Below are 18600 nucleotides of genomic sequence, written 5' to 3'. Positions count from 1 at the left end.
CGGGCCCTACGACGCCTCACGGCCGGACGCACGGGCGGAGGTCTCACGCTCGCGGAACTGCCGCGTCGACACCAGTCCCATCCGGTCAATGTCGGCGAGAATCGTGCGCAGCTCGTCCATGAAGGCCTGCCGGCGCTCGGCCAGGTCGGGCGCGGGCTCCAACAGACCCTGATCGGCCACCACCTGACGCGCGGTGGCGAACAACAGCGCCGACACCGATTCGGCGTTGCGCACCCGGTGCTGGGCGGCGTACTGCCGGCCGACGCCGAGCGCACGGGCGGTGAGCTCCTTCTCGTCGACCTCGGCGGGCAGATCGCGCAGCACGTCGGCGACGATCTCGTAGGCCTCGAAGAACGGCCGCAGCATGGCATGCGACATCAACGGGCGCTTGGTCTGCAACATCGCGTCGATCTCGGACCCGCCGGCGGCCAGCCGCGCTTCCCAGTCCGGGATCTGCGCCAGCATGCCCACCAGGTGCTCACGGAAGGCCGCCGAGTCGGCGAAGTAGAAGTCGAACTTCAGCAGATCGCGCAGCCGCATCGCCTGCCACCAGAACGCTTCGACCCGGTCACCGTCGACGCGGTCGGCATAGGCCAGTGACAGTTCGAGGATCGAACTCTCCAGGAACGCGTGGATGATGCTGTTGCGGTAGAACGCGGCCTCGTGCTCGTCCTGTTCGGCGATGTTCCACACCGGCTCGCGGCCGCTGTCGATCCGGGTCACCGGGTGACCGCCCGACAGCGCGTCCAGCGCCGCGCGGGTGCCCTCCAGCGTGCGCAGCCGCCGCGCACTCTCGCTCATCGGAATCCCGTTGCGCTCGAGGAAATCCAGCGAGTCCTGCAGGGTGTGATGCACCTGGTCGAGGGTCAGCGCCAACCCGTTGGTCACCAGCAGCAGCGCCGAGACCAGACCGGTGGCGTTGATCGGGGTCGCCTGCAGGATGCGCCACGCCACCTCGAACGCCATCTTCTGCAGGGCGAGTTTCTCGGCGGGCTCGTCGGGCGCTCGGCCGCCGTGCGGGGAACCCAGGTACTGCTTCATCGAAACCGCTTGCGGGAAGCGGACATAGATCTTGCCGAAGTTGCGTTCGCCCTGGGCCTTGATGAACTTGTAGAGCCAGCTGACGCCCTCGGGGGTCTTCTCCCCACCCCGGGCGTACGCCGCGTACTCGCGGGTCTCGTGCAACTGGTCGAAGCTGATGGACACCGGCTGCAACAGGATGTCGTCGCTGCGCCCGTCGAGGTAGGCGTCGGCGACGTACTTGAGCAGACCGAGCTTGGGCGGCAACATTTTTCCGGTCCGCGAGCGGGTGCCCTCGATCGACCACGTCAGGTTGAATCGTTTCTGCACGATGAAGCCGACAAACTGCCGGAGCACGTACTTGTAGAGCGGATCATCGAGCTTGCGACGGATGAAGATCACCCCGGAGCGCCGCATCAACGGGCCCATCGCTCCGAACGACAGATTGATCCCGGCGAAGGTGTGCACCGGCGGCAGGTGATTCTCCTGCATCGCCACCGGAACGATGACGCCGTCCAGATACGACCGGTGCGAGAACAGCAGCACCGCCGGATGGGTCTCGAGCGCGCGCCGCATCGTCTCGACCTCGGTGTGGTCGTAGTCGATGTTCGGGTCGAATCCGCGGCTGAACACCGAGCGGCCGAGGTTGGGCAGCAGGTCGACGGAGAACCTGCTCCAGCCCGTCGCAAGTTCGTCCAGCATCTCGCCGGCCTTTTCCGGGGTAGCACCCGGGATCTGGGCGAGGCCCTCGACGAACCGGGACGATGCGAGCATCTCGTCCTTGATCAGGTGGGGCGACTTGTATTCGGGCCCCAGTAGCCGCAATTCGATCCGTTCGATCGCGAGCCGCGCCCGGCGCAGGACGAACCGCGCGAATTCCCGCGAGTTCTCGCCGGTGGTGTGCTCCAACCACTGCTGGCGCAGTTCGGACACCTTGGCCGGCTCGCCGGCAACCACCCGCGCGCGGCTGGGGTCGCGGCGCAGTATCCGCCGCTGGATCAGCTCCGGCGGCCGATACGAATCCCGGCCGGAGATCAGGCCGACGACCTTGACGCGGGTGGGCAGGCCACCGGGCACCCAGTAGACGCGCACCGGGATCACGGAGCGGTCCTCGCCGCCGGCTTCGAGCTGCTGGACCAACTGTGCGACCACACCGGACGGCGGTTCGTCGCCGCGCGGAAGCTGCAGCACCTCGATCTCCGCCTCGGGGTGAGCGCGGCGCTGTGCGGACACCCACTCGGCCAGCAGACTCTCCTCGGCCGGCGAGGACACCGAGGCGAGCACCAGCGAATCGCCGGTGACCTCGTAGGCCTCTAGGTTCGCCGGGTCCTTCACTGCCTGCCCCGCGGGGTTTCCCTGGTCGGTGCCTTCTTGGCGGGCGTCTTCGCGACAGCCTTCTTCGCGGCGGCCTTTCGTGCCGGGGCCTTCTTGGCAGCGGCCTTCTTGGCCGGGGCCTTTTTGGTGGTGGCCGTCTTGGCCGGGGCCGTCGCATCGGGTTGCAGATACTTCGCGATGTCCGGCAGTGTGTCGGCCGGCCAGTTCTTCAGGGTGTCCAGATAGAGCTGCCGGATGCCGGCGATGCGCTCGACCAGGTCGTCGACCGTCCAGTCGGCGACCGAGACCGGCGGAAATACCGCGACGTCCACGGTGCCCGGATTCATCAGCGACGAGTCCCGCGAACCGATGACCTCCGCATTGCGGATGACGATCGGCACGATCGGGATACCCGCGGCCATCGCGATCCGGAACGGCCCCTTCTTGAACGGCCCCACCTCGGTGGTGTCCAGCCGCGTGCCCTCGGGGGCGATGACCACCGAAAGACCCTTGCGGGCAAGGTCTTCCACCCTACCGAGCTCCGCGACCGCCGATTTCGCGTCGTCGCGATCGATGAACACCGCATCCAACAGTTTGCCCAGGGTGCCCACCACCGGGTCACTCTCGAGCTCTTTCTTACCGACGCCGGTGAAGTTGTCGCGGACCAGGACACTGGTGATGATCGGGTCGAAGTTGTTGCGGTGGTTGAAGATGAACACCGCGGGACGCTGCGCGGTCAGGTTCTCCCGGCCCAGTACATTCAGCTTGACTCCGCTGGCGGCCAGCAACGCAGGCCCCCAGTTGCCGGTGAAGAAGTTGACACCGCGGCGACGATTGCGGGTCAGCATCCCCCAGCCGATGGCGCCGGCGGCGATCGGGAACATCGACCCGACACCGGCCAGGGTGCGCACGGTACTGGTGATCCCGGTACCGCCACGGCTGCTGAATCTTGTTATCGGCCAACCTCGTTGGCGGGCCACCGCGGCCATCTTGCCCTCGGGGTTGGTCGGTCTCGGATTACCCACCAGATACATCAGCGCGACGTCCTCGTCGCCGTCGGCGTAGAAGTAGCTGTCGGCCAGGTCGATGTCGCGCTCGGCGGCGAACTTCTGCACGGCGTTGGCCTTGCCCGAGCCCCACAGGATCGGCTCGACGATCGCGCCGTTGACCGTGCCGTGCTCGTCCACCACGAAGCGGTTGGTCAACATGTTGGTGATGCCCAGATGCCGTGCGACGGGCTCGACCTGGATGGTCAGTGCCGACGAGCTCAGGCACACCGTGTGGCCGCGATCCATGTGCGCGCGCACCAGGTCTCGCATCTCGGGGTAGATCTTGGCTTCGATCTTCTGCCGGAACAGCCGCTCCCCCATCTCGTCGAGGTCGCTGAGCGAACGGCCCCGCATCGCCCTGGCCGCCGTGCCGATGAGGTCCTCGAACTCCGCGCGCCCGAGTTGATGATTGAGGCCGGCCTGGATCATCGCGATGAAGTCGCCGATCCCCATCTGCCGCGCCAGGAACTGCTCCTGGGTCAGGATCACCCCGGTGAACCCGGCCACCAGGGTGCCGTCCAGGTCGAAGAAGGCACCGATGTGCGGCCCGGGCGGGCTGGCCATCACCTCGGCCACCGTTCCCGGCAACCGCATCTTGTCCGTCATGACCGTTCCGGCCCGTCAGCGACGTCGTCGCCCGCGGTGAATGACGCCGGAATCACATGCGGCACAGGGTCTTCTGCCAACGCGAGCACCTCGTCGAAACCTTCCTGCAGGCATTGTGCGAACAGCGATACGTCGGTGATCGCGGCCCGGTCATAGCGCGCCGTGACGGTACACCACCCGCTGCGCGAAACGAGCACGACCATCATCGCGACCCCTGGGAGCGGGCCAAGTCCGTACTGGCGCAGCACTTTGGCCCCGGCGATGAAGGTGTCCTCCTGATACACCGGTACATTGCTGGCCTGCACATCCGAGGACACCACACTGCCCGTCATCGCCTCGAGCAGCGCATCGGGCAGTACCGACAGCAAGGGGGCAACCACCCCGATGACGTCGATGGCGGCCTCGCCACGGCGCTGCGTCATCTGCGCGCGAATCTTCTTGATTCGCAACGTCGGATCGACGGTTCCGATCGGTGCCGCGAGGTTGATCCCGGCGAATCGGTTTCCGCCCGCCGGATCCGAATCGTGACGCAGGTTCACCGGGACCGCCATCGGCAGCGTCGCGATCGGTATCCCCAACGCATCGTGATAGCGCCGCAGCGCCCCGCACAAGCCGGCCAGGTAGGCGTCGTTGATGGAGCCACCCGCCGCCTTGGCGGCGCGGTGCAGATCCGCCAGCCGGATGTCGATCGCTTCGGTCCGACTGGACAGGCTGCGCATGCTCAGCAGCGGCGACGGGGTGGCCGCGCGACGCATCATCCGCGCACTGGAGGTGGCGTACTCCATCGCGCCGGCAACGATCGAGCCGGGCTGGGAGACCGCCCGTCCCACCGCGCCGACCGCCCCGTTGACGATGTGGCGGACTCCGCCGGCCACCGCACCGGGGATGGCGTTGAGGCCGTCGCGCATGAGGTCGTTGGGCGACAGGGTCTCGGGAATCGGCAGTGGCGGCACGGATCCCGGCTCCGGATCGCGTTCCAGGTCGTAGATCTGCGCGAACATCTCGACGAAGCCCAGGCCGTCGGCGACGGCGTGGCTCATGTGCAGCAGCTGGGCCGCCTGCCCATCGCGCAGGCCCTCGATCAGGGTGGCGCTCCACAGCGGCCGGGAGATGTCCAGCGGAGACTGCAGGATGACCTCGGCCAGGTCGAAAACCTCACGCAGCGTGCCGGGTTCGGGCACCCGCACCCGGCGGACGTGGAAGTCGAGATTGAAATCCGGATCGACCACCCACCGCGGCGACGCGGTGGGCAAGGTGGGGGTGACGACCTTCTGCCGCAGCCGGGCGACCCGGCGCGAGGCGTATTCGTAATTGGTCCGGAATCGCTCCCAGTCCGGCGCCGTGTCGAGCACCTCGAGCGCCATGATCCCCGATCGGGTGCGCGGGTTCGCCTCGCCGCGGTGCAGCAGATGGTCCACCGCACCCAACTGGTCGGGTAGCCGCCGATCTGCGGTCTCGCTCGTCACACCGTCCTCCACTGCGGGCCCGTCCCACCGATTACCGGCAACCACGCTAGTCCGCTCGCCGGGTCGGCGGGGACGATTCGCGGCGCGTGCGTCAGCCGGTGCGGGCCGTCGAGAAGGACAGGTGGTGTCGCTGACCGTAGGCGATGCCCAGGAAGTCGGCGACCGCATCGGCCGCGATCTGAGCACGTACCGTGGCCAGCGCGTCGAACGCGTGGTGGGCGTTGGGGAGTTCGGCGTAGCCGACGGTGCGCGCGCCGGCGGTGCGCAGCGCGTCGACGAAGCCGCGGGCCTGCCCGCGCGGGATGATCGCGTCGTTGCGGCCGTGCAGGACGAAGAACGGCGGCGCGTCGCGGTGCACGTAGGTCATCGGCGACGCGGCCGCGAACAGCTCGGGCCGGTCGGCCAGTGACGCGCGCATCACGAATCGCTCCAGGAACGGCATCATCAGGTCGCACATGTGCGTCGGATCGGTCAGGTCGTAGGCGCCGTAGTACGGCACGGCGGCCTGCACGGTGGTGTCGGCGTTCTCGAATCCCGGTTGCAGCGCGGGATCGTTGGCGGTCAGCGCCGCCAGCGACCCGATGTGGGCACCGGCCGAGCCGCCGGTGACGGCGATGAAGTCCGGGTCGCCGCCGTATTCGGCGATGTTGGCGCGGATCCAGGCGATCGCCCGCTTGACGTCGATGATGTGCGCCGGCCAGGGGCTGGCGGGCACGCGGCTGTAGTTGATCCGCACGCAGACCCAGCCCAGCTGGGCCATCCGGCTCAGCAGTGGCACGGCCTGACCGCGCTTCTCGCTCAGGGCCCAGGCGCCCCCGGGCACCTGCAGCAGTACCGGCGCGGGGCCACCGATATCGGCTCCCGGCCGGCGCCAGATGTCGAGCAGATGGTCTCGGCCGGCCGGGCCGTAGGACACGTCCGTGGCCACCGCGTACCGGCGGTTGTGTTGCGTGGCGTGCCAGAGGCCGGCGATGCTGCGGCGCGGGGTCGCCACGTCGGACCCGGGATGGTGCACCTGCAAGGCGTAGTCCTCGCCGTGGGCTTCCACCAGGGCGTCGCGCAGCACCCGGTCAGCCCGCTGCGCGGCCAATCCGAAGGTGAATCCGTTGACGACGGGAGCATTGACGGCACTGAGAACATGCCCGGCGAGCACGTGCAGCGGGAGTTCGGTGAACGCCCAGCCCACGAGCCAGATCGCCAGCGACGGGCAGGTGCGCAGCAGCATGGCCGCGGCGCGCACCGTGTCGGCCGGGTCGGCGGCCAGACGTAGTGCCTGGGCGCCCACCGTCGAGCAGCGCTCGGTCAGGTCGCTCGCCATGCTCATCGCAATTCGCACCTTTGCAGGTCATCGGGCACCGTTGCCCCACACCGCGACGGCTCTCGGGCTGTGTCGCGGGTCACACGATAGCCAAAATTCGGTTGGGAGTGCAGCATCCTGCGTGCGCGTGTGGCGAGTACCGGTCGCCCCCATGGACTGGGCTGGTGCTGTGGGAGAAGGAGGCCAACCACATGTAAATTACGTGGCTGACAACTGGTCATTGCCTGTGATCATGCGTCGCGGTTTTTCTTGCCCCCGTGGCGCAACGGATAGCGCAGCGGATTTCTACTCCGTAGGTTGCAGGTTCGAATCCTGCCGGGGGCGCCATGTGATGTCTCAGGACATCGGCGACAGCACTGGCTCAGCGTGATCGCCCGTTCAGCCTCGCCGTCCGGCCCGCTCGGCGAAAGCATCCCCGTAATCGGCGGCGCGCGCCGCACTCCCGGCCTGCGCCTCGTGGCCGAGGTCCTGAAGTGTGTGGCACGGGCGAGGCGTTGCTGTTGGCAATGACAGGGAGGCATGCGGCAGTCGCCGATGAACTGGACGGACCAGGGCTGCATCTACTGCGCTGATGACCGCGTTCGCACAGGCCCGAAGCCGCTGAGCGGAGAGATACCTACCGCTACGGTTACGCCATGTCTGCCGTGCAGCCCTTCCGCATCGCGATCCCCGACGCCGACCTGACCGATCTGCGCGAGCGCCTGCACCGGACCCGCTGGCCCGAACGTGAATGCGTCGACGACTGGAGCCAGGGCATCCCGCTGGATTACACCAAGGACCTCGCCACCTACTGGGCCGATACCTACGACTGGCGAGCCCGCGAACGGGCACTGAACCGCTTCGATCAATTCACCACCGAGATCGACGGTCTGCCAATTCATTTCATCCACCAACGGTCTCCGCACGACGATGCCTTCCCGTTGATCATCACCCATGGCTGGCCGGGGTCGATCGTCGAGTTCCACAAGGTCATCGAGCCGCTGACCGACCCCACCCGCTTCGGTGGCCGTGCCGACGACGCCTTCCACGTGGTGTGCCCCGCACTGCCCGGCTACGGCTTCTCCGGCAAGCCGGCCGAAACCGGCTGGGGCGTGGAGAAGGTCGCCGGGGCATGGGAAACGCTGATGACCCGACTCGGCTATCAGCGCTACGGCGCCCAGGGCGGCGACTGGGGTGCGGCGGTCACCACGGCGATCGGCATCAACGGCGGGCACTGCGCGGCCATTCACCTCAACATGCCGCTGGGCCGGCCGGGCGCGCTGGACAATCCGACCGATGCCGAACGGGACGCCCTGGCCGCTGCCGTGCACTACGACAAATGGGACTCCGGCTACTCCAAGCAACAGGCCACCCGGCCGCAGACGCTGGGATACGGACTGACCGACTCCCCCGCCGGTCAGTTGGCGTGGATCGTCGAGAAGTTCTGGGCCTGGACCGACTGCGACGGGCATCCCGAGAACGTCCTGACCCGCGACGAGATGCTCGACAACGTGATGCTGTACTGGCTGACCGCGTCGGCCACCTCCTCCGCGCGGATGTACTGGCAGAGCTTCCGCCGCAGTTCGGTGCTCGAGGACGGCCGCGTCGAATTACCCACCGGTGTGGCGTCTTTCCCCAAGGAGATCCTGCGCGTTCCGCGCAACTGGTGCGAGTCCCGCTATCACATCACGCACTGGACCGATATGCCCCGCGGTGGGCACTTCGCCGCCTTCGAACAGCCCGACTTGTTCGTCGACGACGTCCGCGCGTTCTTCGCCACCATCCGCTGACCATCGCGGGATTTCCACCGATCGGGGGACACCCGATTCCTCCGACGCATCCCCCGTTCACCCGATCCCGATCCTCCCTGTGCCGCGGCATTGTTGAGTCATCGCCGAAGAACACCGGCGGACAGACCAGAAACACACTCACACAAGGAGATTCACATGAACACCATCGCCCGCCGCATCGCCGCCGCCGCCACCGTGACCATTGCGCCCGCCCTGATCGCCATCGGCGTCGCCGGCACCAGTCACGCCGAGACCACCGTCACCAACAATGGCAACTACGTCACCGTCCCCACCAACACGAAGCTGCCCACCGAGCCCGGCACGCCGCACTTCCGGAAGCCCAACCGCCACCATGCCCAGGGCCAGTACCGCTGATCGACCAGGTGCGCGGAGTAGCCTGCCAGCCATGTCCAACGACCTCGTCCGCTACTCCGTCACCGACCGGGTTGCCTTGATCACGGTCAACGACCCCGACCGCCGCAACGCGGTCACCGACGAAATGTCCGCGCTGCTGCGGGCCGCGGTGCAGCACGCCGAGGCCGACCAGGACGTGCACGCCGTCGTGATCACCGGTGCCGGGAAGGCGTTCTGCGCGGGAGCGGATCTGAGCGCTCTCGGCGCGGCCGCCGAGGAGGGCCTGCTGCGGATCTACGACGGCTTCATGGCGGTCGCGAACTGCGTCCTGCCCACCATCGCCGCGGTCAACGGCGCAGCGGTGGGCGCCGGCCTGAATCTGGCGCTGGCCGCCGACGTCCGCATCGCGGGCCCGCACGCACTGTTCGATCCCCGCTTCCAGAAACTGGGCATCCACCCCGGCGGCGGCGCGACGTGGATGCTGCAGCGCGGGGTCGGACCTCAGGTCGCCCGAGCCGCACTGCTGTTCGGTATGCGCTTCGACGCCGACACCGCCGTGGCACACGGGCTGGCGCTGAGCAAGGCCGACGACCCGGTCGCCGTGGCGCTGGAGCTGGCGGCCGGCCCGGCGTCCGCACCCCGCGAGGTGGTCCTGGCCACCAAGGCGAGCATGCGGGCCACCTATGCACCCGGTTCCGTCGACGCCGATCTGCATTACAACGCCATGCGCATCGAGCTGGGCCCGCAGGCAACGTCGATCCAGTCGCCGGAGTTCCAGGAACGTCTGCGGGCCGCCCAGCAGCGCTGACACGTTACCTGTCGGGGGCCGCGCTTAGCATCCCGGCATGGGTGGGTCCAGATCAGGTGCAAAGCCTCAGAGCGTCGGCGCGACGTTGGGGTGGCTCTTCCTCCTCATACTGGTTCTCCGCGGAGTGTCCGGGTCCTGGTGGATCCCGGTGGCCATCGTCGTACTGGTGGGTGCGCTGTTGATCGGCCTGGCGGCCTCCCGCACGAAACCAGTCGAACCAGTCGAATTGCCGCCGTGGGACTGGCCGCAGGACTACTTCGACGCCGTCGGACGGCTCGGCCGCCGGATCGATCCGATGCCCGCACGGCTCCTGCCGATCCACGACAACCCCGATATCGCCCACATCGCATCGACCGCCGCGGACATCGCGGAGCTTCGCACGGACAAACCCCAATTCTGGCAGTGGGCGTTGTTCACCTCGGTGCTGTTGCAGCGTCGGGAAAAAGTTCGAGATCGCCTGCGGACGTGCTCCCTGGGATATCAGCCGACCGGCGACCCGATGCGTGCGCGGGCCTATGCGATGTTGATCAGCCAACTGCTGCTGGACCGTTTCGAGTTGCTCCGGCAGATGGAGCGGTTCATGTCCAGCCCGGGCTTCCGGGCGGCCTTCGGGTACGACGGCGATCGGGATGACGCGGATCCGGACGCGATCGTGCAGATGGCCAATCGGCTGATGGACCATCACGATGACCTGTTGGAGCAAACGGAGGTCTGCATCACGCTGGGCGTCGAGACCGAGGCCGTCAGCCTTGCCCACGACGCCTGGGCGTACTTCCTGCACCCGCTCGTCGACATGGACACCTTCATGGTGACATTGCGTGATCGGGTCGCGCAGGCGCAGGAGCTGCTGCCCTATCTGAAGGGCGACATCGAACTGGAACCGGCCGTGCTCGACCTGGACCCGCCCGACGGATTGCTGGACGCCGTCAGCGCGCAGACCCGAAGGCTCCTGCAGCCCACCACCGGTCCGTCGGCGCTATAGATCCAGCAGCGCGGACTCCGGCGTCTCGATCAGATCGCGCAACTGCGTCAGGAATCCGGCGACCTGCGCCCCATCGGCCACCCGGTGGTCGAACGCGCACGTCAGCTTCATCGTCGAGCGCACCGCCAGTGCACCGTCGACCACCACCGCTCGCGGCCGCAACGATCCGATGCCCAGGATGGCCGCCTCCGGGTGGTTGATCACCGGCACGCCCTCGTCCAGCCCGAGCGCACCGAAGTTGGATACCGTGAACGTCGAACCGGCCAACTCCGTGGGACGGAGCGTGCCCTCACGCGCCGCGTCGATCACCCGAGTCAGCTCATCGGCCAGCTGTCGCGTGGTCATCTCCTGCGTATCGCGGAGCACCGGAACCAGCAGACCGCGCGGAGCGGCCACCGCGACACCGAGGTGGATCGCGTGCCGGGTGTGCACCTGCGGTCCGTCGGGTCCGTCGACCCACGTGGAGTTGAGGATCCGGTGGTTGGCCAGCGCCAGCACCAGCAACCGCATCGTCAACGCGAACGGAGTCACGCCCAACGCGTCCCGCAACTCGACCAGCCGGGTGCCGTCGACGTCGACGACGGCGTGTGCATCCGGAATCTGATTGCGTGACAACGTCATCCGCTTGGCCATCTCGGCGTGGACACCGCGGACCGGCAGGACGTCATGGCTGATGCCGGGCCGCTGCCCACCATGGACACCGGCCGCGGCCAGTACGGCCTCGCGGGTGACGATCCCGTCGGGTCCGGGTGGCACGTCGGCCAGGTCGACCAGCAGTTCGGCCGCCAGCTTGCGCACCGCGGGCTTGGCACGGGGTCCGCGGGGTCCCCGGCGGCGGCTCGAGTCGGCGGTGGCGTCGGTGCCGTAGCCCACGAGAACGGGATTGCGTTGCGTCCCATTGGTATTGACCGGTGCCGGCGCTCCTGACTCCGCCGTCGCCGTCGGCGCCATGTCGAAACGCACGAGCACCGACCCGACCGGGAGAACATCGCCGACCGCACCGCCGAGTTCGCTCACCCGCCCGGCGTACGGGCTGGGAATCTCGACCTCGGCCTTGGCCGTTTCCAGCGTGCACAGCGTCTGGTTGAGTTCCACCGTGTCGCCCACCGCGACGCACCAGCTCGACACCGTGGCATCCTCGAGGCCCTCGCCGAGGTCGGGCACCAGGAACTCGTTCATGGCATGTCCATTGCGCGTTCGACGCAATCGAGTAGCCGGTCGACCCCGGGCAGCCACAGCTTCTCCAGCCGCGCCGGCGGGTACGGGGTGTCGAATCCGGTGGCGCGCAGCACGGGTGACTCGAGATCGTAGAACAGCTCTTCGGAGATCCGGGCCGCCAACTCCGCACCGAACCCCAGGGTCCGCGGACCTTCGTGCATCACCACGCACCGCCCGGTTCTGCGGACCGAATCGGCGATGGTGTCGAAGTCGAGCGGGTTCAGCGAGCGCAGGTCGATCACCTCGAGGTCCCACCCGTGATGTTCGGCTGCCACCTGCGCCGCGTTCAGCGCCGTCGTGACCAGTCCGCCGTAGGTGATGACGCTGACGTCGGCACCCGGCCGCACGACTGCCGCCTGCCCCATCGGCGGGGCGGCGACCGTGGTGTCGACGTCACCGCGGGTCCAGTACCGCCGCTTCGGCTCGAGGTAGATCACCGGATCACGGCTGGCGATCGCCTCCCGCAGCAGCCAATAGGCATCCGAGGGATTCGACGGCACAACGACTTTGAGACCAGCGGTGTGCGCCCAATAGGTCTCGGTGGATTCCGAATGATGCTCGACGGCGCCGATGCCGCCGAAGGACGGGATGCGGACGGTCACCGGCATGTCGATGTCGCCGTGGGTGCGCATCCGGTACTTGGCCAGATGCGACACCATTTGGTCGAATGCCGGATAGCTGAACCCGTCGAACTGGATCTCCGGCACTGGCACCAGGCCCCGCACCGCCATCCCGATCGCGATGCCGATGATGGCAGATTCGGCCAGCGGGGTGTCGAAACACCGTGATTCACCGAAGGTTTCGCTCAACCCGTCGGTCACCCGGAACACCCCGCCGAGGCGCGCGACGTCTTCCCCGAAAACCAGCACCCGGTCATCGGTGGCCATCGAATCGTGCAGGGCCCGGTTGATCGCCTGCACCATCGTGAGGTTGGTGGCGGTGGGCACCGGCGTCAGCAGGGGCGGCCGCTCGAATATCTGCGTCATGTCACGCCTCCCTCGTCAGTTCGGTGCGCAGCCGTTCTCGTTGGGCCGCCAGTTCCGGCGTGATGTCGGCGTAGACGGTGTCGAACATCTCGAGCACGTCGGGATCAGGGGCACCGAAGATGTTGTCCCGCAATTCGGTACGCAATCGGGCACCATGGGCGCCGACGCGTTGTTCGACGCGTTCGGTCCACACCCCGACGCTCTGCAGGTAGATCCGGTAGCGCGAGATCGGGTCGCGGGCGGCCCACTCGGCGAGTTCGTCGGCATCGCGGTAACGGGTGGGGTCATCGGACGTGGTGTGCGGCCCCATGCGATAGGTGACCGCTTCGATCAGGGTGGGGCCGGCACCGGAACGCGCCCGCTCGGCCGCCTCGGACATCGCGGCATAACAGGCCAGCACGTCGTTGCCGTCCACCCGGATGCCGGGCATGCCGTAGGCGTCGGCGCGCTGGGCGATCGACGGCCCGGCCACCTGCCGGTCGACCGGAACGGAGATGGCCCACTGGTTGTTCTGGACGTAGAACACGCACGGTGCCGAGAACACCGCTGCCAGATTGAGCGCTTCGTGGACGTCGCCCTCGCTGGTGGCCCCGTCGCCCAGGAACGCCACCGTGACGGAATCTTCGCCGAGCCGCTGCGCGGCCATCGCGGCACCGACGGCATGCAATTGCTGGGTGCCGATCGGGATGGAGATCGGCGCGACGCATTTGGCGGTGAAGCCCAGGCCGCCGTGCCAGCTGCCCCGCCACACGGCACCCATCTGGGCGGGCGTGATGCCTCGGATCAGGAAGGCCCCGATCTCCCGGTACTGCGGGAAGAGCCAGTCCGTCTTGCGCAGGCAGGCCACGGCGCCGATCTGCGCGGCCTCCTGGCCACGGCACGACGCGTACAGGGCGAGTTCACCTTGACGCTGAAGATTTACGAACTCGATATCGAGTTCACGGGTGACGACCATCATTTCGTAGAGCCACGCCAGTGTCTCGGGCGGCAGCTCACGATCGAATCGCGTCTCGGAAGTCGGGGTTCCGTCGGGGGCGACGAGTTGCACCGGACCGGCAGCGGACACACCCATGGCAGCCTCCTCGAGGTCGCTGTCCGGCATGTTTCGCCGTCAGACCTGTAGGTCAGCTCCAGAGCCGGGCCAGCGGAGCAGCCCCGCTTGTGGCGGTCGGCAGCGGCGTCCCGGGGTCAGGGCGCGAGTTGCACGATTCGCTCTGCTCGCCGTAGCACTGGCGCATCCACCATTATGCCCTCGAAGGCGAACGCACCCCGGTGATCAGCGGCGGCGGCCAGAACGTGTCGCGCCCAGTCCACCTGCTCCGGCGACGGTGCGTAACCCTCGCGGATGACGGTCACCTGCGTGGGGTGCAGCGCCACCTTGATGTCGAATCCGACGGCCACCGCGTCGTCCACCTCGGCCCGCAGACCGTCGAGGTTCTTGATGTCGATGTAGACCGAGTCCAGGGCGAGCTTGCCATAGGCCTTGGCGGCCAACAGCGACCGGGAACGCACATACGTCGCCACGTCGCGGTAGCTGCCGTCGGCGAACCGATTCGCGGTTCCACCCAGGAATCCGAACAGATCCTCGGCGCCCCACATCACCCCCAGGGTGTTTGCGGCCGCCGCGGTCTGATCCACCTTCAGCGCGCCCAGCGGCGTTTCGACGATCAGCACGACATCCAGCGGTGCCAACGCGGTAACTTGGTCGACTGCTTCGCATTTGGGCAACATCACGGTCGTGTACGCGGTCTTGGCGAGCGCGGCGAGATCCGCCTGCTGCTCGCCGGAATCGGCGGCGTTGATCCGGATGACGGTGCGCGCCGGATCCAGCGGGGTATCGACAATGGCTGATCGCGCCCTGGGCTTGTCGCCCGCCCCGTCCTCGAGGTCGAGGATGACGGTATCGGCTGCGGCAGCGGCCTTCTCGAAGCGTTCCGGGCGGTCGGCCGGGCAGAAGATCCACGCCGGACCGGCGTTGTCGAGCGCCACTAGTTGGTGTCCTCCATCGGCTTCTTGCGCATCATCGCCTTCCGGGTGGCGGTCGCCACGATGTCGCCGTGCTGATTGCGGCCGGTGTGCACGAAGGTCACGATGCCCTCGCCGGGCCGGCTCTTGGATTCCCGTTTGTCGATGACCGTCGTCTCCGCGTAGAGCGTGTCGCCGTGGAACATCGGCTTGGGGAACGCGATGTCGGAGAAACCGAGGTTGCCGACGGTGGTGCCCTGGGTCATCTGGGTGACCGACAGACCGACCAGGGTGGCCAGCGTGAACATCGAGTTGACCAACCGCTGGTTGAACGGTGGCTGCTCGTCGGACCACGCCGCGTCCAGGTGCAGCGCCTGGGTGTTCATCGTGACGGTGGTGAACAGGACGTTGTCCGCCTCGGTGATGGTCCGTCCGGGTGCGTGCACGTAGCGCACGCCCGCTTCGAGTTCCTCGAACCACAGCCCGCGCTGGCGCACGACCTTCTCGTCGGACTCCTCAGGCACCGACCGCCCCTTTCCGCCGAGCGGCCGTGTTTGTACGGTGACACGCTGCGTCACGCGGACAAACGCGGACGCTCGCCGGCATCGTCACAGCCCCCACTGCCGGGCGATGATCATCAGCTGCACTTCGGATGTCCCTTCGCCGATCTCGAGGATCTTGCTGTCGCGGTAGTGCCGGGCCACGGCGTACTCGTTCATGAAACCGTAGCCGCCGTGGATCTGGGTGGCGTCGCGGGCGTTGTCCATTGCGGCCTCGCTGGAGACCAGCTTGGCGACCGCCGCCTGCGTCTTGAACGGCTTGCCCGCCAGCATGAGTGCCGCCGCGTCGTAGTAGGCCGCCCGGGCCGCCTGCGCCCGTGCCTCCATCCGGGCCAGCTTGAATTCGATCGCCTGGTACCTGCCGATCGGCTGCCCGAACGCCTGGCGCTCCTTGGCGTACTTGACGCTCTCGTCGACGCAGCCCTGCGCAGCGCCCACCGACAGCGCGGCGATCGCGATGCGGCCCTCGTCCAGGATCCGCAGGAAGTTGGCGTACCCGCGACCGCGCTCTCCGAGCAGGTTCTCCGCGGGCACCCGGACGTCGTCGAAGCTCAGCGGATGGGTGTCCGACGCATTCCAGCCGACCTTGTCGTAGGCGGGTTCGGCCGTGAAGCCCGCGATCGGAACGGGCACCAGGATGGTGCTGATCTCGGGCTTGTCCGGCGAGCCCGCCGTGACCGCTGTGACGGTGACCAGGCGGGTGATGTCGGTGCCCGAGTTGGTGATGAACTGCTTGGAGCCATTGATCACCCACTCGCCCCCGTCGAGCTTCGCGGTGGTCTTGGTGGCGCCGGCGTCGCTGCCGCCGCCCGCCTCGGTCAGACCGAATGCGCCCAGCGCCTTGCCGGAGGTCAGCAGCGGCAGCCACTCCTGCTTCTGCGCATCGTTGCCGAACCGGTAGACCGGCATCGCCCCCAGGGAGACACCGGCCTCGAGCGTGATGGCCACGCTCTGGTCGACCTTGCCCAGCTCCTCGAGGGCCAGGCACAGCGCGAAGTAGTCGCCGCCCATGCCGCCGTACTCCTCGGGGAACGGCAGTCCGAACAGGCCCATGTCGGCCATTCCGGCGACAACCTCGTACGGAAAGCTGTGTTCGGCATCGTGTTTGGCCGATACCGGCGCGACCACGCTCTGCGCGAATTCACGGACCGTCTTCGCCAGTTGGGCATACTCATCGGGCAGATTGCCCGTCGATAGGTAGTCAGTCATCTGTGGTCTTCCCGTCGGTTGCTCTGATACGGGCCAGCGCCTGACCCACCTTGACCTGATCGCCCACGGCGACAAGTAGTTCCACCACACCGTCGACCGGTGATTTCAGCGAGTGCTCCATCTTCATCGCCTCGACCGCGACGACAACGGCCCCGGCGGTCACCTCGGCGCCGTCGGTGACGTTCACCGCGACGACGGCTCCGGGCATCGGGCTGACCAGTTCGGCGTCCCCGGCGTGCTCGTCGTCGGGCCGCACGGGCGCCTCGCGTACCTCATCGACCACCGCGACACCGTGGGGCCCGGCCAGCCAGATCTGATGGCCGGCGTCGGCGACGCGGTACTCCGTGCGCAGACCGTCCACCACGACGGTCAGCAGGTCACCGCCGAGTGTTGCTGTCAGCGAACGCATTTCGCCGTCCTCGATGCGCGCGTGGGCCGTCGTCGGGGTACCGGTGATGCCGACATGATCGGTCCGGTCCCCACAGCACAGCCGGATCAGCGTCGGTGCGTGCGCACCCATCCGCCAGCCCGTCGGCCTGGTCCACAGGTCATCGGCGGCTCCGGCCCACCGCTGCACCCAGCGGTAGGCGGCCGCGGCGATGAGGTCGGTGTCGGTCCCGGCGACGGCCCGATAATCGCCGACCCGGCGGTCCAGCAGCCCGGTGTCCAGTCGCCCGGCGGCGACGTCGGCGTCGGCGAGCAGGAAGCGCAGGAAGTCGACGTTGGTGACGACGCCGAGTACCGCGGTATCCGCCAGCGCCCGGTCCAGTCCGCGCAGCGCCTGATCGCGGTCGTCGCCGTGGGCGATCACCTTGGCCAGCATCGGGTCGTACTCGCTGCCGACGACGGTCCCGGTGTAGATGCCGGAATCAACCCGAACGCCTTCTGGCTCAATAAGTTCCAGCACCGTGCCGCCGGTGGGCAGGAATCCGTTGGCCGGGTCCTCGGCGTACACCCGCGCCTCGATGGCGTGGCCGGTCAGTTCGATGTCGCCCTGGGTGGCGGTCAGCGGTTCGCCTGCGGCGATGCGCACCTGCCACTCGACCAGGTCCCATCCCGTCACCATCTCGGTGACGGGATGCTCGACCTGCAGGCGGGTGTTCATCTCCATGAAGAAGAACTCGTCGGGTTGGTCGGCCGACACGATGAATTCGACGGTGCCGGCGCCGACGTAGTCCACGCTGCGGGCGGTGTCGCAGGCCGCCCGGCCGATCCGATCCCGGGTGAGCGCGTCCAGCAGGGCCGACGGCGCCTCTTCGATCACCTTCTGATGGCGGCGCTGCAGGCTGCATTCGCGCTCACCGAGGTGGATCACGCTGCCGTGCGTGTCGGCGAGGACCTGCACCTCGATATGCCTGGGCCGCAACACGAATCGTTCGAGGAACAATGTGTCGTCACCGAAGGCCGCCGCGGATTCGCGGCGCGAGGAGGCGAGGGCGGCCGCTAGCTCACCGGGCTCGGTGACCATCCGCATGCCCTTGCCGCCACCACCGGCCGACGGTTTCACCAGGACCGGGTAGCCGACCTCAGCCGCCCCCGCGATCAGGTCGTCGTCGCTCAGTCCGGGCCGCGAGATACCGGGCACCACCGGAACACCGAAGCGGGTGACGGTGTCCTTGGCGGTGATCTTGTCGCCCATCGTGGCGATGGCCGACGCCGGCGGGCCGATGAAAACGATGCCGGCCCGTGCCAGCGCGGCCGCGAACTCGGCGTTCTCCGAGAGGAATCCGTAGCCGGGGTGCACGGCCTGGGCGCCGGTGCGCACAGCGGCCTCGACCACCGCCGGGATGTTCAGGTAGCTCTGCCGGGCCGGCGCGGGCCCCACCAGGACGGCCATATCGGCCTCTGCGACGTGGCGGGCACCGGTATCGGCCTCGCTGTACACCGCGACGGAACGGATGCCCATGCGGCGCAGGGTGCGGATGACCCGCACGGCGATCTCGCCGCGGTTGGCGATCAATACTGTGTCGAACACG

15 protein-coding genes, 1 tRNA gene and 1 pseudogene are annotated in these 18600 nt (G+C 67.9%); 6 read left to right on the top strand and 11 right to left on the bottom strand.

Going from position 1 to position 18600, the window contains the following annotated elements; all coding sequences use genetic code 11:
• Positions 1-6 precede the first annotated feature (6 nt).
• The 4 genes from U0R18_RS11130 to U0R18_RS11115 form a co-directional block, all read right to left on the bottom strand.
• Entirely contained in the window at positions 7-2355 is a 2349-nt protein-coding gene (locus tag U0R18_RS11130; protein ID WP_526368210.1) for a glycerol-3-phosphate 1-O-acyltransferase, read from the bottom strand.
• Complete coding sequence (locus tag U0R18_RS11125; protein WP_526368209.1) at positions 2352-3989, bottom strand: HAD-IB family hydrolase; 1638 nt, start codon at positions 3987-3989, stop codon at positions 2352-2354. The genes U0R18_RS11130 and U0R18_RS11125 overlap by 4 nt, the downstream gene beginning before the upstream one ends.
• Positions 3986-5455 carry a wax ester/triacylglycerol synthase family O-acyltransferase gene (locus U0R18_RS11120; protein ID WP_526368208.1) on the bottom strand — a complete coding sequence of 490 codons (1470 nt, stop codon included), beginning with the start codon at positions 5453-5455 and terminating at the stop codon, positions 3986-3988. Before U0R18_RS11120 ends, U0R18_RS11125 begins: the two co-directional genes overlap by 4 nt.
• A 91-nt stretch (positions 5456-5546) precedes the next feature.
• Positions 5547-6779, bottom strand: coding sequence for an alpha/beta hydrolase (locus U0R18_RS11115; RefSeq protein WP_526368207.1), 1233 nt, complete (start codon positions 6777-6779; stop codon positions 5547-5549).
• Positions 6780-7024: 245 nt separating this feature from the next.
• Here U0R18_RS11115 and U0R18_RS11110 point away from each other — a divergent pair.
• The 6 genes and pseudogenes from U0R18_RS11110 to U0R18_RS11085 all read left to right on the top strand — a co-directional run bounded on the left by U0R18_RS11110 (position 7025) and on the right by U0R18_RS11085 (position 10686).
• Positions 7025-7100, top strand: a tRNA-Arg gene (locus U0R18_RS11110).
• 131 nt (positions 7101-7231) lie between these two features.
• Positions 7232-7345 (top strand): annotated as a pseudogene (locus tag U0R18_RS11105) (maleylpyruvate isomerase family mycothiol-dependent enzyme); the annotation flags it as partial.
• 63 nt (positions 7346-7408) lie between these two features.
• Positions 7409-8542, top strand: coding sequence for an alpha/beta fold hydrolase (locus U0R18_RS11100; protein ID WP_526368206.1), 1134 nt, complete (start codon positions 7409-7411; stop codon positions 8540-8542).
• A 156-nt stretch (positions 8543-8698) separates the two neighbouring features.
• The gene (locus U0R18_RS11095) at positions 8699-8917 is read left to right on the top strand and encodes a hypothetical protein (RefSeq protein ID WP_526368205.1); all 219 of its coding nucleotides are present in this window, start codon (positions 8699-8701) and stop codon (positions 8915-8917) included.
• Between the two features lie 31 nt (positions 8918-8948).
• Positions 8949-9704, top strand: coding sequence for an enoyl-CoA hydratase (locus tag U0R18_RS11090; RefSeq protein WP_526368204.1), 756 nt, complete (start codon positions 8949-8951; stop codon positions 9702-9704).
• A 124-nt stretch (positions 9705-9828) separates the two neighbouring features.
• Positions 9829-10686, top strand: a complete 858-nt coding sequence (locus U0R18_RS11085) for a hypothetical protein (protein ID WP_526368203.1) — start codon at positions 9829-9831, stop codon at positions 10684-10686.
• Here U0R18_RS11085 and U0R18_RS11080 read toward each other — a convergent pair.
• From U0R18_RS11080 to U0R18_RS11050, 7 genes are all read right to left on the bottom strand, one after another.
• On the bottom strand, positions 10681-11865 hold the full coding sequence (locus U0R18_RS11080) for a 2-oxo acid dehydrogenase subunit E2 (RefSeq protein WP_526368202.1): 1185 nt from the start codon (positions 11863-11865) through the stop codon (positions 10681-10683). The genes U0R18_RS11085 and U0R18_RS11080 overlap by 6 nt on opposite strands.
• Positions 11862-12890 carry an alpha-ketoacid dehydrogenase subunit beta gene (locus tag U0R18_RS11075; protein WP_526368201.1) on the bottom strand — a complete coding sequence of 343 codons (1029 nt, stop codon included), beginning with the start codon at positions 12888-12890 and terminating at the stop codon, positions 11862-11864. Before U0R18_RS11075 ends, U0R18_RS11080 begins: the two co-directional genes overlap by 4 nt.
• Before the next feature lies 1 nt (position 12891).
• Entirely contained in the window at positions 12892-13962 is a 1071-nt protein-coding gene (gene pdhA, locus U0R18_RS11070; protein ID WP_526368200.1) for a pyruvate dehydrogenase (acetyl-transferring) E1 component subunit alpha, read from the bottom strand.
• A gap of 116 nt (positions 13963-14078) precedes the next feature.
• Complete coding sequence (locus U0R18_RS11065; protein WP_526368199.1) at positions 14079-14879, bottom strand: HpcH/HpaI aldolase/citrate lyase family protein; 801 nt, start codon at positions 14877-14879, stop codon at positions 14079-14081.
• Positions 14879-15379: a MaoC family dehydratase gene (locus U0R18_RS11060; RefSeq protein ID WP_526368198.1), complete on the bottom strand. Its 501-nt coding sequence runs from the start codon at positions 15377-15379 to the stop codon at positions 14879-14881. Before U0R18_RS11060 ends, U0R18_RS11065 begins: the two co-directional genes overlap by 1 nt.
• Before the next feature lie 84 nt (positions 15380-15463).
• Complete coding sequence (locus U0R18_RS11055; RefSeq protein ID WP_526368197.1) at positions 15464-16624, bottom strand: acyl-CoA dehydrogenase family protein; 1161 nt, start codon at positions 16622-16624, stop codon at positions 15464-15466.
• Complete coding sequence (locus tag U0R18_RS11050) at positions 16617-18599, bottom strand: acetyl/propionyl/methylcrotonyl-CoA carboxylase subunit alpha (RefSeq protein WP_526368196.1); 1983 nt, start codon at positions 18597-18599, stop codon at positions 16617-16619. Before U0R18_RS11050 ends, U0R18_RS11055 begins: the two co-directional genes overlap by 8 nt.
• Position 18600 lies beyond the last annotated feature (1 nt).

The sequence above is a fragment of the Mycobacterium sp. genome (genome assembly GCF_046330795.1).
GTDB lineage: Bacteria > Actinomycetota > Actinomycetes > Mycobacteriales > Mycobacteriaceae > Mycobacterium.
This window is presented reverse-complemented; position numbering and strand designations above follow the sequence as displayed.